Raw genomic sequence first — 20024 nt, forward strand, 5'->3', positions numbered from 1 at the left:
GCATTGCGCGATATTCTGGTTTTCTGATGGGCTGACGGCGGATGAGGGAACCATGACAGACAGCCAGGCGTTTGAACAACAAAGCCTCGACAATCTGCTGAGCTATTGGCGGCGCCATCGCCGCCTGCCGGGCGCGCGCTATCCGGCCGGCCCGACCGACACCCTGTGCGACGTGCCGGGCGTCAGCGTCGGGCATCACACGCTGGCCGACGGCGAATGCCAGACCGGCGTTACCGCCATCGTGCCACCGGGCGATCTGTTTAACCAGCCGTTGCCGTGCGGCAGCGCGGTGCTCAACGGCTTCGCCAAGCCGCTGGGGTTGGTGCAGCTGAACGAGCTGGGGGTGTTGCAAACGCCGATCCTGCTGAGCAATACCTTCGCGGTCGGCACGCTGTTCAACGCCATGGTGCGGCGCAGCTGTCTGCGTTACCCGCAGATCGGCCGCGGCAGCGCCACCATTAACCCCCTGGTGCTGGAGTGCAACGACGGCTACCTCAACGATATTCAGGCGATGGCGGTGCGTGAGGAGCACGTCTTCAGCGCGCTGGATAACCATTCCACCCGCTTTGCGCGCGGCAGCGTCGGCGCCGGGCGCGGCATGAGCAGCTTCGGCTTGAAAGGGGGCATCGGCACCGCCTCGCGCTATTGCCCTGGGCTCGGCACCACGCTCGGCGTGCTGGTGTTGGCCAACTTCGGCACCCTAGACTCGCTGACGCTGAGCGGCGTGCGCGTCGGCCAGGCGCTGGGCAAGCTGTTGGCGGATCCGCCGCCGCAGGTGGACGCCGGTTCGGTCATTATCATCATCGCCTGCGATCGGGCGCTGGACAGCCGCCAGCTGAACCGCATCGCTCGCCGCGCGGGCGCCGGTTTGGGGCGGGTGGGCAGCCATTGGGGGCACGGCTCCGGCGATATCGCGTTGGCGTTTTCCACCCGGTTGCTGGGGGCGACGTTGCCGGACGAACGACTGGAGCCGCTGTTTGCGGCGGCGGCGGACGCCACCGAATACGCGGTGTTGGATGCGTTGCTCAGCGCCGAAGGCGTCAGCGGTTTCCAGCAGCACGATCGTATGGCGTTGGGCCCGCTGCTCGATCGGCTGGCGGCGGGCGGCATAACCTGACGGCAGGGCTGACGCTTGGTGTGCGCTAAATGAAGGACGCCACCGGTTTTTTCAGCTTATTCTTCCTGCCAAGCGCTCTTAACGGCATTTCAATGATTCTGTAATTGAATTCCGACATCAGCAGCGTTGCGGCCAAGAAAAACGCCAGGTACAGGGCGGTGTGCAGGCCGTCGTAGCGGGTAGCGGCGGAAAAGAAGAGGATTTTGGTAAGGGACAGTGCGACCACATGAGTTAAGTAGATAGAGTACGAGCGGGAACCGATGTAATCGCAAAACACGCGCACGGTGGGATGACTTGAAAAGCAACCGCGGTTATAGCTGGCGAGTAACACTAAGAAGCCGGAAACCACGGCGGTGAGACCGACCGAAAAACTGAGGAACGGTTGAGGGCTGGAAAGCAAAGCCAGCAAGAGCAACGCGATCATGAAAGCCCCGGCGCAGAAGGCTTTGCTCTCAAGCAGTCTGGGATAGGGACGTGACGAGGGGGCGTTATGTGCAAAGATTGCAATAATGCCCCCCAGTGCGACCGCATCCGTTCTTAACGGCCACATGACTGGCGTTGCCGCGTTCAATGTTCTCGGCAAGAAAACTTGGATGATAAAAACGACGAAGAAAAAGAGCGCAAGCTTCCTGTCAGTCAAGAAGAAGGCGAGAAGGGGTAAGAGCAGATAAAACTGATTTTCTAAAGACAGGCTCCAGTAAATGCCTAGTTCGCCGCAGGTGCCTGCGGGCCGACACTCGATAAAGTAAAAGTTCTGCGTTTGAGTAAGGGCATGCAACGCCGAAGTGAACATGTTCTCAAAGGGAATAATCTGGCCTTTCCCGCCCCAAATAAAAGCCAGCAACAGAACGATAAAGATCCAAAAAATAGCCGAAGGCATGAGTCGCCAAAACCGTTTTTTCCAGAATGGCACGGTAAAGTTGGCAAAAGCACTGAGGCTTTTGTCTTTTGGCACCGTTGACAAAATTGACGAGGTGATAATAAAGCCCGATACGCAGAAGAAGAGATCGACGCCGCTGCCGAAGCGTGCATAGTCCAAAATTCGCCAGTAGAGCGAATCCGGGCTGAGTATCCCCGCGACATGCGCCAGAATGACGAAAACGATCGCGACGGTTCTTAATACTTCGATATCATGATTTTTTTTTGATATGGAGGATTGCTGCATGAAAAACATCCAAAATGAACCAAATGGTGACGATGTATTTTGGTCGGGAGTATATCCTATTCCAATGCCGGGAGCGTAAACCTGAAGGCAATGCAACGAATTGTTGTTCGACGAGCACAGAAGCCATGCACGGCGTCGCTCAGATTTTTGGCCAGACGGCGATTCGATAACAGCACACCGTTGAACCGCACGATTCTCCAACAGAAAATCCCTTATCAAGATTAGGCCTGCTGAATAATAGGCTACGCTAATTATTGCTCTGTTGCGCTATGTCACCTGACGGGCGCGGCAAGCCATTCCCATAACAAGATTTGTTTCGCCGAAGGCAGTGACGCCTTCGGCTTTTTTGGAGTCATGAGCAATGAGCATATCCCAAGTTCCGCTTTCGCGGCGGCGGTTTATCGTCGGCGCCGGGGCGTTGGTGATCGGTGCCTATCTGCCGTCCACCGGCGCGCTGGCGCGCTCGAACGCCCCGGCCGCCTCCGGCACTGCGGCGTTAGACGCCAACGCCTTCGTCCAGATCGGCGCCGACGGCGTCGTCACCGTCATCAGTAAACACACCGAAGTGGGCCAGGGGGTCTATACCGGCATGGCGACGCTGGTTGCCGAAGAGCTCGATGCCGACTGGGCGCAGGTGCGGGTCGTGGCCGCGCCGGTGGACACCACTATCTACAAAAACCTGGCCTTCGGATTCCAGGGCACCGGCGGTTCCAGCTCGGTGGCCAATGCCTATGAGCAAATGCGGCGCATGGGCGCCATGGCGCGCGCGCTGCTGGTGCAGGCCGCCGCGCAGAGCTGGAAAACCTCGGCGCAGGAAATCACCGTGCAGGCGGGCAAGATCCGCCATGCCGCCAGCGGGCGCGAAGCGGGCTTCGGCGAATTCGCCGCGCTGGCCGCCTCGCTGCCGCCGCCCGATCCCGCCAGCCTGACGCTGAAGGATCCGGCCAATTTCACCCTGATCGGCAAAACGCGCGGTTTGCACCGCGTCGATTCGCTGGCGAAAACCAACGGCAGCGCGCAGTTCTCGCAGGATATCCACGAGCCGGACATGCTGACCGTCACCATCAAGAAACCGCCGCGTTTCGGCGGCAAAGTGGCGACCTTCGACGCCGAGCGGGCGCTGGCGGTGCCGGGCGTGGTGGCGGTGAAACAGGTTGCCACCGGCGTGGCGGTTTACGCCAAAAACACCTGGGCGGCGATCCAGGGGCGGGAACGGCTGAGGGTCACCTGGGACGATGCGCAGGCCGAACGGCGCAACACCGAGGAGATCTACGCCGAATTCCGCCAGGTGGCACAGAAAACCGGCGTGGTGGCGAAGAGCCACGGCAAGCCGGACGAGGTGTTTGATAAGGCCGACAAGGTGATCGAGGCTGAATACACCTTCCCGTACGTCGCCCACGCGCCGATGGAGCCGCTGGACGGCTATCTGTTCTGGGACGGCGAAAGCGTCAAGGCGCGCTACGGTTGCCAAATCCAGACGCTTGACCACAAGCAGCTGTGCGATCTGTTCGAGTTGCCGCCGGACAAGGTGCAGATTGAAACCATTCTGGCGGGCGGCAGCTTCGGCCGGCGCATCGATTTAGGCAACCCGACGCTGGGGCCGGATCTGGCGGCCGACATGGCGGCGGCGGCCAAGGGCATCGGCCCCGGCCACGGCGTGAAGGTGGTATGGACGCGCGAGGACGACATCCGCAACGGCTGGTATCGCCCGATGATCCTGCACCGCCTGCGCGGCGCCATTCGCGGCGGCAAGGTGGTGGGCTGGACCGATACCGTGGTCGGCCACTCCTGGACGCGCCACAGCGCGATGGATGCGCTGGTGGTCAACGGGCTCGATCAAATGATGGTCGAGGGCGCCAGCGAGGTGTCATACACCTTCGAAGCCTTTCGCTGCGATGCGCACATCGTGCCCGGCAAGGTGCCGACCACCTCGCTGCGGTCGGTCGCCAGCACCCACACCGGCCATGCGGTGGAGAGCTTTATCGATCAGCTGTTGCAGGAAACCGGGCAGGATCCGGTGGAAGGACGGCTGGCGCTGATGGGTGATGCGCCGCGCGCGGCGGGCGTGCTGCGGGCGGTGGCCAAAGCCGCCGGTTGGCAGGGCGCCAAGGTGGTGGACGGGCGCGCGCGCGGCGTGGGCGTCGCCAAGGCGTTCGATACCTATGTGGCGCAGGTGGCCGAGGTGTCGATCGGCGAAGGCGGCATCCCGAAAGTGCACAAGGTGTGGTGTGCGGTGGACTGCGGCGTGGCGGTGAACCCCGACGTGATCCGCGCGCAGATCGAGGGCGGCATCGGTTACGGCCTCAGCATGGCGCTATACGGCAATATCACGCTGAAAGACGGCGTGGTTGAACAGTCCAATTTCAATAACTTCCGCCCGCTGCGCATCGATGAGATGCCGGAGATCGAGGTGATCATCGTGCCCTCGACCGAGAAACCGACCGGCGTGGGCGAACTGGGGGTGCCGACCATCGCCCCGGCGGTCGGCAATGCGCTGGCGCTGCTCGGGCGGCCGCGCACCTCGCTGAGCCTGCCGCTGCATAATCCCACTGCGAATCCGGCGTCTGACAAGGAGAGAACCTGATGATTCATTTAACCGTAAACGATCAGCCGCTGACCTTTGAGGGCGATCCGCACATGCCGCTGCTGTGGTTTTTGCGTGACGAAGCCGGCCTGACCGGCACCAAGTTCGGCTGCGGCATCGCCATGTGCGGCGCCTGTACCGTGCATCTGGACGGCGTGCCGGTGCGTTCGTGCATGACGCCGGTCTCCGCCGCCGTCGGCAAGAAAATCACCACCATCGAAGCCGTGGGCGCCACGCCGGAAGGCAAGGCGGTGCAGGAAGCCTGGCTTGATCTGGACGTGGTGCAGTGCGGTTACTGCCAGTCCGGCCAGATCATGAGCGCCAGCGCGCTGCTGGCGCAAAGCAAGGATCCGAGCGATGCGGACATCGACGCGGCGATGGGCGGCAACGTCTGCCGCTGTGCCACCTATGTGCGCATTCGCGCCGCCATCCACCAGGCCGCCAAGGCGTTGGGTTAGGGAGAGATGCGATGAGCAATGCCTTGAAAGGGCTGTTATGGCTGATTATCGCCGTGGTGGTGTTGGCGGGAGGATACGCGCTGTATACCCTGCTGCGGCCAACCGGCGCTGAGCCGGCGGCGCCGATCGCCGGGGCGCCGGCCGGCATGACCGACAAACTGGCGCGCGGCGAGTACCTGGCGCGCGCCGCCGACTGCGTGGCGTGCCACACCGCGCCGGGCGGCGCGCCTTATGCGGGCGGCTTCGCCTTCAAATTGCCGTTCGGCACCATTTACGGCACCAATATTACCGCCGACAAGGAGACCGGCATCGGCAACTGGAGCGACGATCAGTTCGTGCGCGCGGTGCGTGAGGGCATCGGCCCGCAGGGCAACCTGTACCCGGCGATGCCTTATACCTCTTACACCGGGCTTAGCCGCGACGATGTGCTGGCGATCAAGGATTATCTGTTCAGCCTGCCGCCGGTGAAACAGGCCAACCCGCAAAACGAGCTGTCGTTCCCGTTCAACCAGCGCTGGGGCATGAAATTTTGGAACCTGGCGTTCTTCCATGAGCAGCGCTTCGCGCCGGATCTCAACAAGGATGAACAGTGGAATCGCGGCGCCTATCTGGCGACGGCGCTGGGCCACTGCGGCGAGTGCCATACGCCGCGCAATCTGGGGTTCGGTCTTAACCAGAGCAAGCACCTGAGCGGTGAAGTGGTGCAGGGCTGGTTCGCCGCCAACATCACGCCGGACAAACAGACCGGCATCGGCGGCTGGAGCGACCAGCAGCTGTCGCAATATCTGGCTACCGGCCATGCGCCGGGGCGCAGCAGCGCCGCCGGCCCGATGGCGGAGGCGGTGGAAAACAGCCTGCAGTTCCTGACGCCGGAAGATAATCTGGCGCTGGTGAAATACCTGCGCGACATCGAGCCGATCGCCGGCGACGGCGCGGCGGCGGTGAACCTGCAGCCGAAGGGCGCGGGGGCTTCCACGCCGATCCTGCCGGGCGGGCAAGACAGTTCGCTTGGGCGCCGGGTGTTCGCCAACGACTGCAGCGGTTGCCACCAGTGGAACGGGCCGGGCCGCCAAAGCGAGTACGCATCGCTGGTCGGCAGCACGGCGGTGAACGATCCGCAGGGGCGCAGCGTGGTGCAGGCCATCCTGAAGGGGACGAGCATCAGCGTCGGCGAGCGGCATGAGATGATGCCGGCGTTCGGCAGCGCCTATTCCGACGAGGAAGTGGCGGCGGTCGCCAACTTTGTGGTCGGCCATTTCGGCGACAAGCAGGGCAAAGTCACCGCCAAACAGGTGGCGGAGCAGCGCAAGCAGTAAAGAAAAGCGGCGAGGGAGCGCCTCCCTCGCCGCGGCGTCAGCGGCTGCGCCGCGACATCACCCGTTTGTCTTTTGGCCGATCCCGCCAGTCTTCAACCTGGTTATTGAAGTTGTCCGCCAGCAGGTAGGCCGGGGTTTTCGCCAGCCAGTCGGACAACGAAATGTCCTGATAAATGCCGTTGTCCATCACGATCAATACCTTCAAATCCTCATCGCCGATGTTCTCGATGTAATGGCCGAAGCCCTGCGGCACGTAACCGACGTCCGAAGGGGCGTACTCTTCCGTCTGCGCGTGGCCGTGCGAGCTGAACACCGTCATTCGGCCTTTGCCGGCAATATAGTATTGCCATTCGTTGGCATTGGGGTGCCAGTGCAATTCCCGGATCGCGCCGGGTTTCACGATCTCGATGATGCCGGTCATGGTGGTGGAGATGGGGAATTCTTTCGACGACACCAAATGGACGCTGCCGGCGTCATTTTCAAAGAACGGCTTTTGCTTCATTAATTCATAACGGTGGGTCAGCGGGGCGTTATTTAATCCGCCGTCGTTTTTCGGCAATGGCAATGCGGGCGGAACGGCGCCGCCGACAATATAAGCTTCGCCTTGTTTGGCCTTGGAAAATACCGCCGCCGGCATGTTGACGCTTTTTTCCAATGCCTCTTTCGGCATATGCGCCACCCAATCGGTAATGCTGAAGGTGCCGAATTCGGAGAAATGGCCGTTATCGAACGCCAGAATAAAATGCGCGCCGTCCGCCAGCGCCTGAATGGAATGGCCATAGCCTTTCGGGAAATACCAGACGTCGCCGGGGCCGAAATCCGCCACTTCGCATTTGCCTTCGGGATCGAGAATGGTGATGCGCGCATGGCCTTCGAGCATAAACGCCCATTCGGCGGCGATGGCATGCCAGTGCAGTTCGCGCACGCCGCCCGGCTCCAGCGTCATGTCGACGCCGGCCACGCCCTCGGAGATCGGGAATTGCTCGACGGTAGCTTCGCGCGCCCAGCCGCTGGGCAGGCTGCGCTTTTTGCTGTCGGTGAATTTGTATTTATAGAGATGCTGCGCATCGGCAGGCGGCTGATAGCTGCTGGGGGGCACGATATTGCGATGGTCATCGGCAGCGGCATTTTTGGCGATGCCGCCGATCATGCCGGCGGCGGCCGCGCTGACGGCGGAGACTTTCAATATATCACGACGTGATAGCATAGCGTTTTCTCCAATATAAAACCGTGCGCCTGCAGCGGCAGGCGACAGGGAAGGCGCGATCGCCATTGAAATGATTTTTTGTCATCGGCGGGAATAGGCTGTGACCCTTAAATCCTAGCGGCTGGAAGGTATTGCGTAGGCGCTTATTTGTTTGCGTTTGTTACTAAGTGAGAGCGGGTTTAATTAATTAACCGGAAGTTGAATAGTCATGGATTGGAATTAATTTTCACCGCGCACAGGCTTAAATAAATAATAAACGAACGTCATTTTTTATTGGCCGTTCGGGCTATTTTTATGACTGCCCCACGGTCTCCAGCACCAGCTGACGAAAGCGCTCGACGATCGGCGATGCCGGGCTGCGGCGCAGCGCCAGGTAAAGCGGGGCGCTGAGCTGCGCCTCTGCGGCGAGAGTGCGGTAGACGATGCCGTCGCCGCCCAGCCGCCGCATCGAACCGGGCACGATTGACACCCCCAATCCGGCGCCGACCAGGCTGAGGGTGGCCGGCAGGCGCGGCGCTTCCTGCACAATGCGCGGGCTGAAGCCGGCACGGTGGCAGGCGGCCAGAATGGCGTCGTACAGCCCCTGGCCGGCCGGGCGGCGATAGAGAATAAACACCTCGTGAGCCAGTTCGGTCAACGGCAGCGGTTGCTGCGTTTCTTGCGCCAGCCGATGGCCCAGCGGCAGGGCGACGATCATCGGCTCGCTGAGCACCGGCTCGACGCTCAGGCCGGGAATGCCGTTGGCCGGCGAGCGCACGAAGGCGGCGTCGAGGCGCTGTTCCAGCAACGCCTCCATCAGTTCGCCGCTGCCGGCCTCTTCCAACTGAGTAGTGATGCCCGGCAGGATGTCGCGGTAGCGGCGCAGCAGGTTGGGCACGAACGGGTGCAGCGCGGCGGAACTGGTGAAACCGATAGCGATGTGGCCCTGCTCGCCGCGGGCGGCGCGCTGCACCGCTTCCCGCAGGCGTTCGGCGCGCGCCAGCAGGGCGCGGGCTTCTTCGAACAGTACGTCGCCCGCTTCGGTGACGCGCACGCCGCGCGGCAATCGCTGCAACAATTTCACGCCCAATTCATCTTCCAACCCCTGCAACAGGCGGGTCAGCGGCGGCTGCTGGATAAACAGCCGCTCGGCGGCGCGGGTGATGTTGCCTTCTTCCACCACGGTGACGAACGCCCGCAGGCGACGCAGTTCGATCATAACCATGCCTCAAAGGTATCTTTCTTTGTTCAGGAATGCATTAGACATCATGGCACGGCGGCGCGCATGATACCAGACATCAAAACAAGCGATGTGGAACGGCAATGTCATGTCAGATATCAATACGATAAAACCGCACCCGGCGGCAGCGCCGGGCAACGCGGCGCTGTTTTTGGGCTTTCTGTGGCTGGGGTTGATCGGCTTCGGCGGCGTACTGCCGATGGCGCGCAGCATGTTGGTGGAGCGGCGGCGCTGGCTGAGCGGCGAACAATTCACCGAGCTGCTCGGGCTGTGTCAGTTCCTGCCCGGCGGCAACGTGATCAACCTGTCGGTGGCGGTGGGCATGGAGTTTCGCGGGCTGCGCGGCGCGCTGTGCGCCTTGCTGGGCCTCATCAGCGCGCCGACGGCGATCGTAGTGGGGCTGGGCATGGTGTACGCCCGCTTCCAAAACGATCCTCATGTGCAGCATGTGTTCGCCGGTCTGGCCGCCGCCGCCGCCGGGTTGCTGCTCTCGACCGGGATTAAGATGCTGCTGCCGCTGCGCGGCAAGTGGGCGGCGCTGGCGATTGTGGCGCTGGCGCTGATCGCCATTGCCTGGCTGCGCTTGCCGCTGCTGCCGACCATGCTGGTGCTGGCGCCGCTGAGCATTCTGCTGATGTGGCGGTGGCCGTCATGAGCGGGGTGTTGATGGCGTTGGCGCTGATCTTCACCGAGCTGTCTCTGCTGGCGTTCGGCGGCGGCATGACCATTCTGCCGGAGATGCAGCGGCAGGTGGTGGAGGTGCATCAGTGGATGAGCGCCCAGGAGTTCAGCGCGCTGTTCGCCATGGCGCAGGCCGCGCCGGGGCCGAACATGATGATCGTGCCGCTGGTCGGTTGGCATGTGGCCGGCTGGGCGGGGCTGCTGGTGTCTTCGGTCGCCAAGTTCGGGCCGTCTTCCATCGTCACGCTGCTGGTGATGGGCGCCTGGCGGCGCTTTAAGGATCGCCCGTGGCGCCGCATCGTGCAGGCCGGGTTGGTGCCGCTCACCGTGGGGCTGGTGGTGGCCAGCGGCCTTTTGATCGCCGAGGCTTCCGCGCCCAATTGGCGGCTGGCGGCGATCGTGGCGCTGGCGACGGGATTGAGCATGAGCAAGCGCCTCCATCCGCTGTGGGTGCTGGCGGGGGGCGCGCTGCTCGGCTTGCTGTTCGCCTGAAGGATTAGCGCGGGATCAGCACAAAGCGCGAAGGGCCGCTGCGGTCGATCAGCTCATAGCGCTTCGGCGCGGTCAGGGCCAGAAACGCCACCATGCTCCCTTCGGCGTCGGTCAGCGTCATGCCGTCCGGCGTCGGCCGCCAGGCGACCGGCAGCGCGTGCAGCGCCAGCGGCTGCAGGCATTCGGCTGAGGCGCTGAAGCGGAAGGCGTTGGTATTGGCTACCGCTTCGTCGCTCAGCTGCACCTCGCAGACGGTTTTACCGCCGCCGATGGCGGCGAGCTGCCAGTCGCCCTTCAGCGCGGCGGGTTCCAGCAACGGCAGTGAACTGCCCAGGGCACTGCTGCACAATACGCTCATAACGACTCCTGTCAGGCTGGCGCGGCGCAAGGCGCGCATAAGGAAATGGGTTGGCATCGGGTCACTCCTTTCGGCTGTCCGTTCACACCTTAGCACGTTCCCGGCGGGATGATGAGGCAAGGATTAGGTTTTTTAATCCTCGATATTTCTGATCTAACCGGCGATAACATGCCCAAAAAGACGAGTCATTAGCCTGCCGATACGCTTATCTTTCTCATTAATACTGCGCTAATACAAATCGTTATGATTATTTCCGCCTTAACGCCCGGCGCGGTGATGCGCGGCGGCGTGGGCTCGCGCCGTCGGGGTTAATTACTATACTGGTCAATCCTAAGCCTTGGCTTAGATTAGAACGACTGATGAATAGTCTTACAAAGCGAGTGGATTCCTACTGTGTAAAAGGAGAATGCAATGAGCAGTCGCCACAACGACATTTTGCAAGATGACGATGAGTTCACCAGCCTGGCCGCCACATCCCCCAACGATCACAACTATCAGTTTTACTATCACCAGCCCGGCAGCCCCTATGACGGATTGGGCTACGGCGCGCTGTTCACGCTGGACAACGCTAACCTGTACAGCAACCAGCGCGGCGGGGCAGCCATCAACAACCTGGGTAAAATCCGCGATAACTTCAGCTTCGATCGCGCCGCCGATCAGTTGACGCGGCCGGGCCTGACGCACAACGGCGATCAGGTGTATCACCAGCCGGTGGCGCTGACCTATTCCTTCCTGACGCAGAGCGCGCTGAACCGCATCGGCCAGACCGGCGACGGCGACAAGGGGCTGCAGCCGCTGACTCAGGCGGCGCAGGCTCAGGCGCTGAAATCGATGCAGGCCTGGGCCGACGTGGCGAACGTGACCTTTACCGAGGCGGCGTCCACCGATATCAACCACCGTGCGGACATCACCTTCGCGTACTTCACCCAGCGCGCCGACGGCAGCACCGCCGCCGGCAGCGGCCCGAATGCCATCAACGCGTACGCCTATTACCCGCCGAGTTCCAAAGCGGGCAGCGATAACGCCTTCGCCGGCACGGTATGGTTTAACAAAAACTTCGCCACCCATAAGGCGCCGGTTAGCGGCGACTTCAGCAGCCAGACCTTTACCCACGAGCTGGGCCATGCCCTGGGGCTGGCGCACCCGGGATCTTATGACGCCTCGCTGGGCAACCCGAGCTACCAGAACGATGCCGCCTATTATCAGGATTCGTTGCAATACTCGATCATGAGCTATTTCAACGCCGGTTACACCGGCGCCGACACCAAAGGGGTGTACGGCTATGGCCCGATGGTGGATGACATCGCCGCGATCCAAAAACTGTACGGCGCCAACATGAGCACCCGCACCGGCGACACGGTGTACGGCTTCAACTCCAACACCGGGCGCGATTTCCTGACCGCCACGGCGGACAACGGCAAACCGGTCAACTTCGCGGTGTGGGACGCCGGCGGCAACGACACGCTGGACTTCTCCGGCTACAGCCAGCAGCAGATGATCAACCTGAACGACGGCGCGTTCTCCAGCGTCGGCGGCGGCACGCAGAACGTCGCCATCGCGCGCGGGGCGATCATCGAGAACGCCATCGGCGGCAGCGGGCGCGATGTGATCATCGGCAACGATCAGGACAACCTGCTGGCGGGCAACGCCGGCTCCGATATCCTGTACGGCGGTCTGGGGGCGGATCATCTGTGGGGCGGCAAAGACGCCAATAACTTCACCGACTATTTCGTCTATCTCAACGCCAAAGAGTCCACGGTGGCGGCGTTCGACGTGATTGAAGACTTCGAGCACGGCATCGACAAAATCGATCTCTCCGGCCTGCGCTTCAACAACAGCCTGAGCGAGCTGCGCTTTATCGACAGCGGCAGCGCCTTCAGCGGCCAGAAAGGCGAGATCCAGCTCAACTTCGACGCCTTCAACGGCACCACCGATCTGTTGATGAACACCCAGAGCAACAGCTACGCCGCCGACTTCAAGATCCACGTGGTCGGGCAGGTGGAGCAGAGCGATATTCTGTTTGCCTGAGGGCGAGGATGGAAAAGAGAAAAGGGCCGAACGGCCCTTTTTTTACGACTGGGCCGCTGCGCTTTCCACCGTGAAGTCGCCGATGGCCACCTCGCCGGCGCGGCGGTAGTGGGCCACGATCACGCCGCCGGGCGAGACCACCGATTGGGCCAGCGTAAAGGCCGCCGGCGCGGCGTTGTCATCGAACAGCCGCTTGCCGCTGCCGAGCAGCACCGGGTAGGTGAGCAGGCGCAGTTCGTCCACCAGATCGTTGGCCAGCAGCTGTTGCATCAGGGTGCTGCTGCCCTGCACCAGCAGCACCGGCCCCTGACCGCGCTTCAGCTCGCGCAGCCGGGCGATGATGTCCCGCCCTAGCCACTGGCTGTTCTCCCACGCCAGCGTCTCGCCGTGATGAGTGGCGACGTACTTGGTGGCCTGATTGAACGTGCGGGCGATATCGGCCGAAAACGGGTCGGCCTCGTCGGTGATCTGCGGCCAGTAACCGGCGAAGATATCGTAGGTGCGCCGCCCAAGCAGCAGATCGAAAGGCGCTGAGAAAAGATCGCTCATCGTTTCCGCGACGGCGTCATCCCAGTAGGGGGCGGTCCAGCCGCCGAAGCGAAAGCCGCCGCTGCGGTCTTCGTCCTGCCCGCCGGGCGCCTGCATCACGCCGTCGAGGCTGATGAAGGCGCTGGCAATAATCTGTCGCATGGCTGTCTCCTGCAATTGAGTGCCAGCTGAAAGTTTAGCCGCCGTGCGGCGGCCGCGCCAACCGGCCGCTCAGGGTTGCAGCGCCTTGAGCAGCGCCTGATGGAAGCGCGCCGGCTCCTCCATTTGCGGGGCATGGCCGAGCCCGGCGAACTCGATCAGCGTGGCGTGCGGGATCAGTTTCGCCGCCTGTTTGCCTAACACATCATAATGCCCGATTTTGGCCTTGACTGCCGGCGGGGCGATATCGCTGCCGATGGCGGTGGTGTCGGCGGTGCCGATCATCAGCGTGGTGGGCGTTTGCAGATCCTTGAACTCGTAATACACCGGCTGGGTGAAGATCATGTCGTAGATCAGCGCCGAGTTCCACGCCACCAGGCGATGGCCCGGCCCGTTGTTCAGCCCGGCCAGCATATCCACCCAGCGATCGTACTCCGGCTTCCAGCGGCCGCCGTAGTAGGTGCGCTGCTCATAGTTGCGGATGCTCTCAGCGGAGGTGTTCAGCTCGCGCGCGAACCATTGATCGATGCTGCGCCACGGCACGCCTTTCGCCTTCCAGTCCTCAAGGCCGATCGGGTTGACCATCACCAGCCGTTCCACCGCCTGCGGGTACATCAGACTGTAGCGCGTGGCCAGCATGCCGCCGGTGGAGTGGCCGATGACGATGGCCTTGCTGATGTTCAGGTTCTGCAGCAGGCCGTGGGTATTTTGCGCCAGCTGCTGGAAGCTGTACTGGTAATGCGCCGGCTTGGTGGAGGAACAAAAGCCGATCTGATCCGGCGCGATCACGCGATAACCGGCCTTGCTCAGCGCCTTGATGGTGTCCTGCCAGGTGGCGGCGCAGAAGTTTTTACCGTGCAGCAACAGCGCGGTGCGGCCGTTGGCGGTGCCTTCCGGCGGCACGTCCATATAGCCCATCTTTAACGGCTGCCCCTGTGAGGTGAAGCTGAACTGCTGCAACGGGTAGGGGTAGTGAAAGCCCTGCAGCTCCGGGCCGAACGTCGGCGTTTCGGCGGCGCCGGCGGCGAACGCGGCCAGCGTGGCGCACAGCAGCGCGCTACGGGTGAATCTCAGCATCCTGATCTCCTGAAAAACGGACGAAAGCCGAGTATAGCCATAATCGGCGCGGCGGCGCGCCGGTGGATTCAGATAATTCTGTAATATGACGGTTTGATTCCCGGCCAGATTCCGGCACCGCTCTTTTGCACAGTGAACGCGGTCACGCCGCGCAACATTCGCCGTATCTGATGGTTTTATTTCAAGGCTAAGTTATGCGATGCTTAAGCATTATTTATGCAAAAGGATCCTCGCATGTCCGCTTTATCCCGCTGCGCTTTCAGCGAAGGCAGCGTCGCTTTGCCGGAAGGCTATGCCGATCGCACGGTCAACGTCCTGTTGGCCGGCGATGATGTTTCCCCCTCAGTCAATATTTCCCGCGATGCGCTGCAGCCGGCGGAGAGCCTGGAAGGCTACGTCACCCGCCAGCTCGATGCGCTGGCGCAGGGGCTGAAAGGCTGGGCGTTCAAAAGCCGCGAGACGGCAACGTTGGGCGATGGGCTGGCCGCCGGTGAGTGGGTGCGCGCCAGCTACCTGCGCGACGGCAAACGCATCTGGCAGAACCAGGCGGTGTTCGCGCTGGCGGAGGGGCGGGTGCTGGTATTCACTCTGGCGATGGCGCGCAAGCTGACGCCGCAAGACGACGCGCTGCTGCAGCAGGTGCTGAGCAGTTACCGGGCGGCCTAACGATGAACTCTTTGCGTAAAAGGACCTTACGATGACCGAAGCGGCTCGCGTCGGCGATATCATCGGGCATTCCCATGCCCTGGCCGGCATGATTGCCGGCACCCTTGTCGGCGGCCTGATCGCCGCCGCAGGCGCATTGGCGGCGGGCGCGCTGTTCGTCGCCGGCCTGGCGGCTTCCTGTATCGGCGTCGGCGTGCTGCTTATCGGCGCCAGCCTGGCGGTGGGGTATCTCACCGGGGAGGCGGCCACCGCGGCGCGCGACGGCATTGCCGACGCCGGTGCCGGTAGCCTGACCCCCAAAGGCAATATCGTCACCGGCTCCCCCAACGTCTTCATCAACGGCAAACCCGCCGCGCTCGCCACCAACAGCCAGGTGGCCTGCAGCGACGACGGCCCGAGCATGCAGATGGCGCAGGGCTCCGACAAGGTCAGCATCAACGGCCAGCCCGCCTCGCGCGTGGGGGACAAAACCAACTGCGACGCGCAGGTGATGGAAGGCTCGCCCAACGTATTTATCGGCGGCGGCACCGTCACCACCTTGCCGATCAAGCCCGAAGTGCCGGATTGGCTGTACAAGGTCTCTGACCTGACTCTGCTGTTCGCCGGCCTGGTGGGCGGCGTGGGCGGCGCTGCCGGCAAGCTGGGGGCGCTCGGCAAACTGCTGGGCAAGCTGCCCGGCATCAACAAACTGGCGCGCATCGCCTGCCGCGCCGGCACGCTGATGACCGCCACCGCCGCGGTCGGCATTATCGCCCGGCCGGTGGATATCGTCAGCGGCCAGAAATTCCTCGACGGCGAAGACGATCTCGATTTCGTGCTGCCTTCGCGCCTGCCGGTCGCCTGGCAGCGCTATTGGCGCAGCGGCAACCCCGGCGACGGCGTACTGGGCCGCGGCTGGAACCTGTTTTGGGAGAGCAGCCTGCAGCCGTATCAGGACGGCCTGGTGTGGCGTGCGCCTTCCGGCGACTTCGTCGCTTTCCCTATGGTGCCGCGCGGCCACAAAACCTACTGCGAAGCCGAAAAATGCTGGCTGATGCACAACGACGACGGCAGCTGGCAGCTGTTTGACGTCGGCGAACAGATTTTCCACTACCCGCCGCTGGCGGGTGACCAGCCGAGCCGGCTGAGCATGATCACCGACGCCATCGGCAACGCCACCTCGCTGTTCTACGACGACGAGGGGCTGCTGAGCGAACTGGTGGACAGCGCCGGGCAGCGCCTGATGTGCCGCTATGCGCAGGGCCGCCTGCGCGAAGTGGCGCTGCAAACCGCCGAAGGCGAACGGACGCTGGCGCGCTACGGCTACGATGAGCAGGGCCAGTTGACGACGGTGAGCAACCGCGCCGGTGAGCTGACGCGGCGCTTTGGCTGGCGCGACGGCCTGATGATCAGCCACCAGGACGCCGCCGGGCTGCTGAACGAATACCAATGGCAAGAGATCGACGGCGTGCCGCGCGTGACGGCCTACCGCAACAGCGCCGGGGAATCCCTTGAGTTCGGTTACGACTTCGCCGGCGGGCGCCGCAGCGCGGTGCGCGGCGACGGCAAACGGGCGGAGTGGCGGCTGGATGACGATGACAACGTGGCGCAGTACACCGATTTCGATCAGCGCCGCTACGGTTTCATCTACCAACGCGGCGAGCTGTGCAGCGTGCTGCTGCCCGGCGGCGCGCAGCGCCAGAGCGAATGGGATCCTTACGGCCGCCTGCTGTCGGAGACCGATCCGCTCGGCCGCGTGACGCGCTATCAATATTCGCGCAACAGCGGCCGGCTGTTCGCCGTCGCGTACCCGGACGGCAGCAGCGAAGCGCAGCACTGGGACACGCTGGGGCGCCCGACGCGCTATGTCGATGCGCTGGGCAATGCCACGCTGTACCGCTATCCGGATGACGAAGAGAGCCTGCCCGCTAGTGTGATCGATGCGCTGGGCGGGGAAGTGAAGCTGGAGTGGGACGCCCGCGGCCAGCTGACGCGCTACACCGACTGTTCCGGCAGCGTCACGGCTTATACCTACGATGGGCTGGGGCAACTGACGGCACAGACCGATGCCGAAGGCCACCAGACGCGCTACCTGTGGGATAACGGCGGCCGCCTGCATACCCTGATCCACCCGGACGGCGGCGAAGAGCGCTTTAACTGGAACGCGCACGGCCAGCTGGCCGAACATCAGGACGCACTGGGCAGCCTGACCCGCTGGCAGTACAACGCCCTGGGGCTGCCGGTCAGCATCACCGATCGCATCAACCGCACCCGGCGCTATCACTACAGCCCGCAGGGCTGGCTGACGCGCCTGGAGAACGGCAACGGCGGCGACTACCGCTTCAGCTACGATGCGGTGGGCCGCGTGCTGACCGAAGAGCGCCCGGACGACACCCGCCATTATTATCGCTACGGCGCGGCCGGACTGCTGGAGGAGCACCGCGAGGTCGGCTTGCCGGGCAGCGCGGGCGAGCTGACGCAGCGCGAACAGCGCTTCCGCTTCGACGAGGCCGGGCAACTGGTCTGGCGCGGCAACGCCAGCGCGGAATGGCATTACCGTTTCGACGCCATGGGGCGGCTGCGCGAGCTGAACCGCCTGCCGACGGCGAGCGGCGCGGCGCTGGGCATCGAGCCGGACAGCGTGCAGATGCGCTATGACGCCGCCGGGCGGCTGCTCGGTGAGCAGGGCGTGAACGGCGAGCTGCAATACCAGTGGGATGCGCTGGCCAACCTGCAGGCGCTGACGCTGCCGCAGGGCGATCGCCTGCAGTGGCTGTATTACGGCTCCGGCCACGCCAGCGCCATCAAATTCAACCAGCAGGTGGTGAGCGAATTCACCCGCGATCGCCTGCACCGGGAAACCAGCCGCAGCCAGGGCGCGCTGCAGCAGCAGCGGCGTTACGACGCCATGGGCCGCCGCAGCTGGCAGAGCAGCGCCTTCGGCCACGATAAATTGACCCGGCCGGAAGACGGCGTGCTGTGGCGCGCCTATCGCTACACCGGCCGCGGCGAGCTGGCCGGGGTGAGCGACGCGCTGCGCGGCGAAGTGCACTACGGTTACGACGCCGAAGGCCGCCTGCTGCAACACCGCGAACCCAATCAGGGCAAACCGGGCGCGCGGCTGGTGTACGATCTGGCGGATAACCTGCTGGGCGAACGCAGCCCGCAGAACGACATCGACGCGCACCTGCCGCTGGCGCCGATCGCCGACAACCGCCTGACGCACTGGCAAAAACTGTTTTACCGTTACGACGCCTGGGGCAACCTGATCAGCCGGCGCAACGGCCTGTACGAACAGCACTACCGCTACGACGCCGACAATCGGCTGGTGCAGGCGCACGGCCGCGGCCCGCAGGGCGAGTTCGACGCGCAGTACCATTACGACGCGCTGGGCCGCCGCAGCCGCAAAACGGTGCGCTACAGGGGCAAAACCGAACAGACGACCCGTTTCCTGTGGCAGGGTTACCGGTTGCTGCAGGAGCAGCGCGACGACGGCAGCCGCCGCAGCTGGAGCTACGATCCGGCCAGCCCGTGGAGCCCGCTGGCGGCGCTGGAGCAGGCGGGCGACAGCCGCTCGGCGGATATCTACTGGTATCACACCGATCTGAACAGCGCGCCGCTGGAAGTGACCGACGCGGCGGGCAACCTGTGCTGGTCCGGGCAGTACGACACCTTCGGCAAGCTGCAGGGCCAGACGGTGGCCGGCGCGGCGAAGCGGCAGGGCGCGCAGTATCAGCAGCCGCTGCGCTACGCCGGGCAATATCAGGACGACGAAAGCGGCCTGCACTACAACCTGTTCCGCTACTACGAACCCGAGGTGGGGCGTTTCACCACGCAGGATCCGATAGGGTTGGAAGGTGGGTTGAACCTGTATCAGTATGCGCCGAACCCGCTGATGTGGGGGGATCCGTTTGGGTTGAGTACCAGAAGAGACCAACTTCCAGGGGATAAAACGCTTGAGACGTCTCGAGCAGCAAGAAGGGAGGCTATGCGTTCACAAGGTATCCCTACATCGCAAACATACCAAGTCCAAGTAGTCGAGGATATAACCCAATCTGAAAACTCAAAACTTAACTCAGGTATTTTGCATGAGGAACGGATTATGAGAAATAATTCTGAGGTTGGTCGTGTAAAAGTGCATCATCAAGGGCATGTTTTCACGGACAATGACACTTTTGAGAAACCACATTATCATGGTACTAAAGGCGAGCATTTCTCTTATGAGAAAGGCCGACCAAGGAATACAAATAAATACAAAGGTGATAGGTGCTTCTAATGAGAACAAAGCTGATTACTGATGCAAAAGCTAGTTTAAAAAAAATTGGTGTCTCAGTAAAAGACACGGATCTTTCTTTAATTAATGTGTTCTCAAGCGACGAATATGAGCTATACATAAAAAAGTTATGGGCAACAATAAATAGCTTTAAGGTTAAAAGGATTGTATTCCTTGATGATGACTATTATGTGGATAACGTAAGTGACAAAATAAAAAGTATAAAAAGAGCTGTGGGTAAAAACGGTTTAATGGAACTGAAGAAAAATGTAATTGAAAAAGAAGATATTATTGTTAATAATAGAAACTATTTTATTGATATGGTTGAGGTTAGTGATGATGTGAGCCTTCTAACTGTGGAGGGAATTTATAAAGCAATATATAGTGGTGGTGGGGTTTATTTATTCTTGCAGGAGGATTTAATTTGTGAGAGTGATTCACTGTTAGGGTTGATAAAATCGTATAATGATGAGTGTGATATTTCTTGTAAATTACACTTTGGAGAAACTCTGACATCAGAGAGGTATTTCATTCTAACAGGGGGGAATGAACATAATAATTCTCACTTATGGAGTGGAGCTTCAAGGTTGACAGGGGAAGAAGTTGATAAACTCATTGAAAAAACTTCCCATCATTACCCAATGGTATTTGAAAAGCAGATATTAAAGTTTGAAACTCGCTCGCAGAGATAGGGATGTTATGCTGGGATTTATATCT

At 61.9% G+C, this 20024-nt stretch carries 16 protein-coding genes; 10 read left to right on the plus strand and 6 right to left on the minus strand.

The features are described 5' to 3' along the window. Positions 1-52 precede the first annotated feature (52 nt). Positions 53-1117: a P1 family peptidase gene (locus tag ACJ8PN_RS07495; protein ID WP_154870448.1), complete on the plus strand. Its 1065-nt coding sequence runs from the start codon at positions 53-55 to the stop codon at positions 1115-1117. A gap of 25 nt (positions 1118-1142) precedes the next feature. On the opposite strand, the gene ACJ8PN_RS07500 is transcribed toward ACJ8PN_RS07495, so the two are convergent. Further along, positions 1143-2282 (minus strand): acyltransferase family protein, encoded by a 1140-nt coding sequence (locus ACJ8PN_RS07500; RefSeq protein WP_171453971.1) that lies wholly within the window; start codon positions 2280-2282, stop codon positions 1143-1145. Positions 2283-2643: 361 nt separating this feature from the next. Between ACJ8PN_RS07500 and ACJ8PN_RS07505 the strand changes: the two genes are divergently transcribed. Genes ACJ8PN_RS07505 through ACJ8PN_RS07515 form a run of 3 tightly spaced genes read left to right on the plus strand, consistent with a single transcriptional unit; the run spans position 2644 to position 6640 of the window. Beyond that, positions 2644-4866: a xanthine dehydrogenase family protein molybdopterin-binding subunit gene (locus ACJ8PN_RS07505; RefSeq protein ID WP_351110086.1), complete on the plus strand. Its 2223-nt coding sequence runs from the start codon at positions 2644-2646 to the stop codon at positions 4864-4866. After that, on the plus strand, positions 4866-5324 hold the full coding sequence (locus tag ACJ8PN_RS07510; protein ID WP_004940763.1) for a (2Fe-2S)-binding protein: 459 nt from the start codon (positions 4866-4868) through the stop codon (positions 5322-5324). Before ACJ8PN_RS07505 ends, ACJ8PN_RS07510 begins: the two co-directional genes overlap by 1 nt. 11 nt (positions 5325-5335) lie before the next feature. Beyond that, entirely contained in the window at positions 5336-6640 is a 1305-nt protein-coding gene (locus tag ACJ8PN_RS07515) for a c-type cytochrome (protein ID WP_015377807.1), read from the plus strand. Between the two features lie 37 nt (positions 6641-6677). On the opposite strand, the gene ACJ8PN_RS07520 is transcribed toward ACJ8PN_RS07515, so the two are convergent. Next, complete coding sequence (locus ACJ8PN_RS07520; RefSeq protein WP_442534775.1) at positions 6678-7847, minus strand: cupin domain-containing protein; 1170 nt, start codon at positions 7845-7847, stop codon at positions 6678-6680. Between the two features lie 292 nt (positions 7848-8139). Next, entirely contained in the window at positions 8140-9051 is a 912-nt protein-coding gene (locus ACJ8PN_RS07525; RefSeq protein WP_351110082.1) for a LysR family transcriptional regulator, read from the minus strand. 103 nt (positions 9052-9154) lie between these two features. On the opposite strand from ACJ8PN_RS07525, the gene ACJ8PN_RS07530 reads away from it, so the two are divergent. Then, a complete protein-coding gene (locus tag ACJ8PN_RS07530) occupies positions 9155-9721 on the plus strand; it encodes a chromate transporter (protein ID WP_351110080.1) in 567 nt (188 codons plus the stop codon). Beyond that, positions 9718-10239 (plus strand): chromate transporter, encoded by a 522-nt coding sequence (locus tag ACJ8PN_RS07535; RefSeq protein WP_041922337.1) that lies wholly within the window; start codon positions 9718-9720, stop codon positions 10237-10239. Before ACJ8PN_RS07530 ends, ACJ8PN_RS07535 begins: the two co-directional genes overlap by 4 nt. Before the next feature lie 4 nt (positions 10240-10243). Here the strand turns inward: ACJ8PN_RS07535 and ACJ8PN_RS07540 are convergent, their stop codons facing one another. Then, the gene (locus ACJ8PN_RS07540) at positions 10244-10597 is read right to left on the minus strand and encodes a protease inhibitor Inh/omp19 family protein (RefSeq protein WP_351110078.1); all 354 of its coding nucleotides are present in this window, start codon (positions 10595-10597) and stop codon (positions 10244-10246) included. A gap of 411 nt (positions 10598-11008) precedes the next feature. On the opposite strand from ACJ8PN_RS07540, the gene ACJ8PN_RS07545 reads away from it, so the two are divergent. Next, positions 11009-12625, plus strand: a complete 1617-nt coding sequence (locus ACJ8PN_RS07545; protein ID WP_075685853.1) for a serralysin family metalloprotease — start codon at positions 11009-11011, stop codon at positions 12623-12625. Between the two features lie 42 nt (positions 12626-12667). Here the strand turns inward: ACJ8PN_RS07545 and ACJ8PN_RS07550 are convergent, their stop codons facing one another. After that, the gene (locus ACJ8PN_RS07550; protein WP_351110075.1) at positions 12668-13315 is read right to left on the minus strand and encodes a dihydrofolate reductase family protein; all 648 of its coding nucleotides are present in this window, start codon (positions 13313-13315) and stop codon (positions 12668-12670) included. 69 nt (positions 13316-13384) lie between these two features. Continuing rightward, entirely contained in the window at positions 13385-14389 is a 1005-nt protein-coding gene (locus tag ACJ8PN_RS07555) for an alpha/beta fold hydrolase (RefSeq protein ID WP_351110073.1), read from the minus strand. Between the two features lie 234 nt (positions 14390-14623). Between ACJ8PN_RS07555 and ACJ8PN_RS07560 the strand changes: the two genes are divergently transcribed. The 3 genes from ACJ8PN_RS07560 to ACJ8PN_RS07570 are packed head-to-tail and all read left to right on the plus strand — an operon-like array spanning position 14624 to position 19999. Continuing rightward, the gene (locus tag ACJ8PN_RS07560; RefSeq protein WP_351110071.1) at positions 14624-15055 is read left to right on the plus strand and encodes a DUF1795 domain-containing protein; all 432 of its coding nucleotides are present in this window, start codon (positions 14624-14626) and stop codon (positions 15053-15055) included. A 31-nt stretch (positions 15056-15086) separates the two neighbouring features. After that, entirely contained in the window at positions 15087-19310 is a 4224-nt protein-coding gene (locus ACJ8PN_RS07565) for an RHS repeat-associated core domain-containing protein (protein ID WP_442534776.1), read from the plus strand. After that, positions 19310-19999, plus strand: a complete 690-nt coding sequence (locus ACJ8PN_RS07570) for a hypothetical protein (protein ID WP_351110067.1) — start codon at positions 19310-19312, stop codon at positions 19997-19999. The genes ACJ8PN_RS07565 and ACJ8PN_RS07570 overlap by 1 nt, the downstream gene beginning before the upstream one ends. Positions 20000-20024: the final 25 nt, after the last annotated feature.

Source organism: Serratia sp. CY76391, from assembly GCF_052166695.1.
Lineage (GTDB): Bacteria > Pseudomonadota > Gammaproteobacteria > Enterobacterales > Enterobacteriaceae > Serratia > Serratia nematodiphila.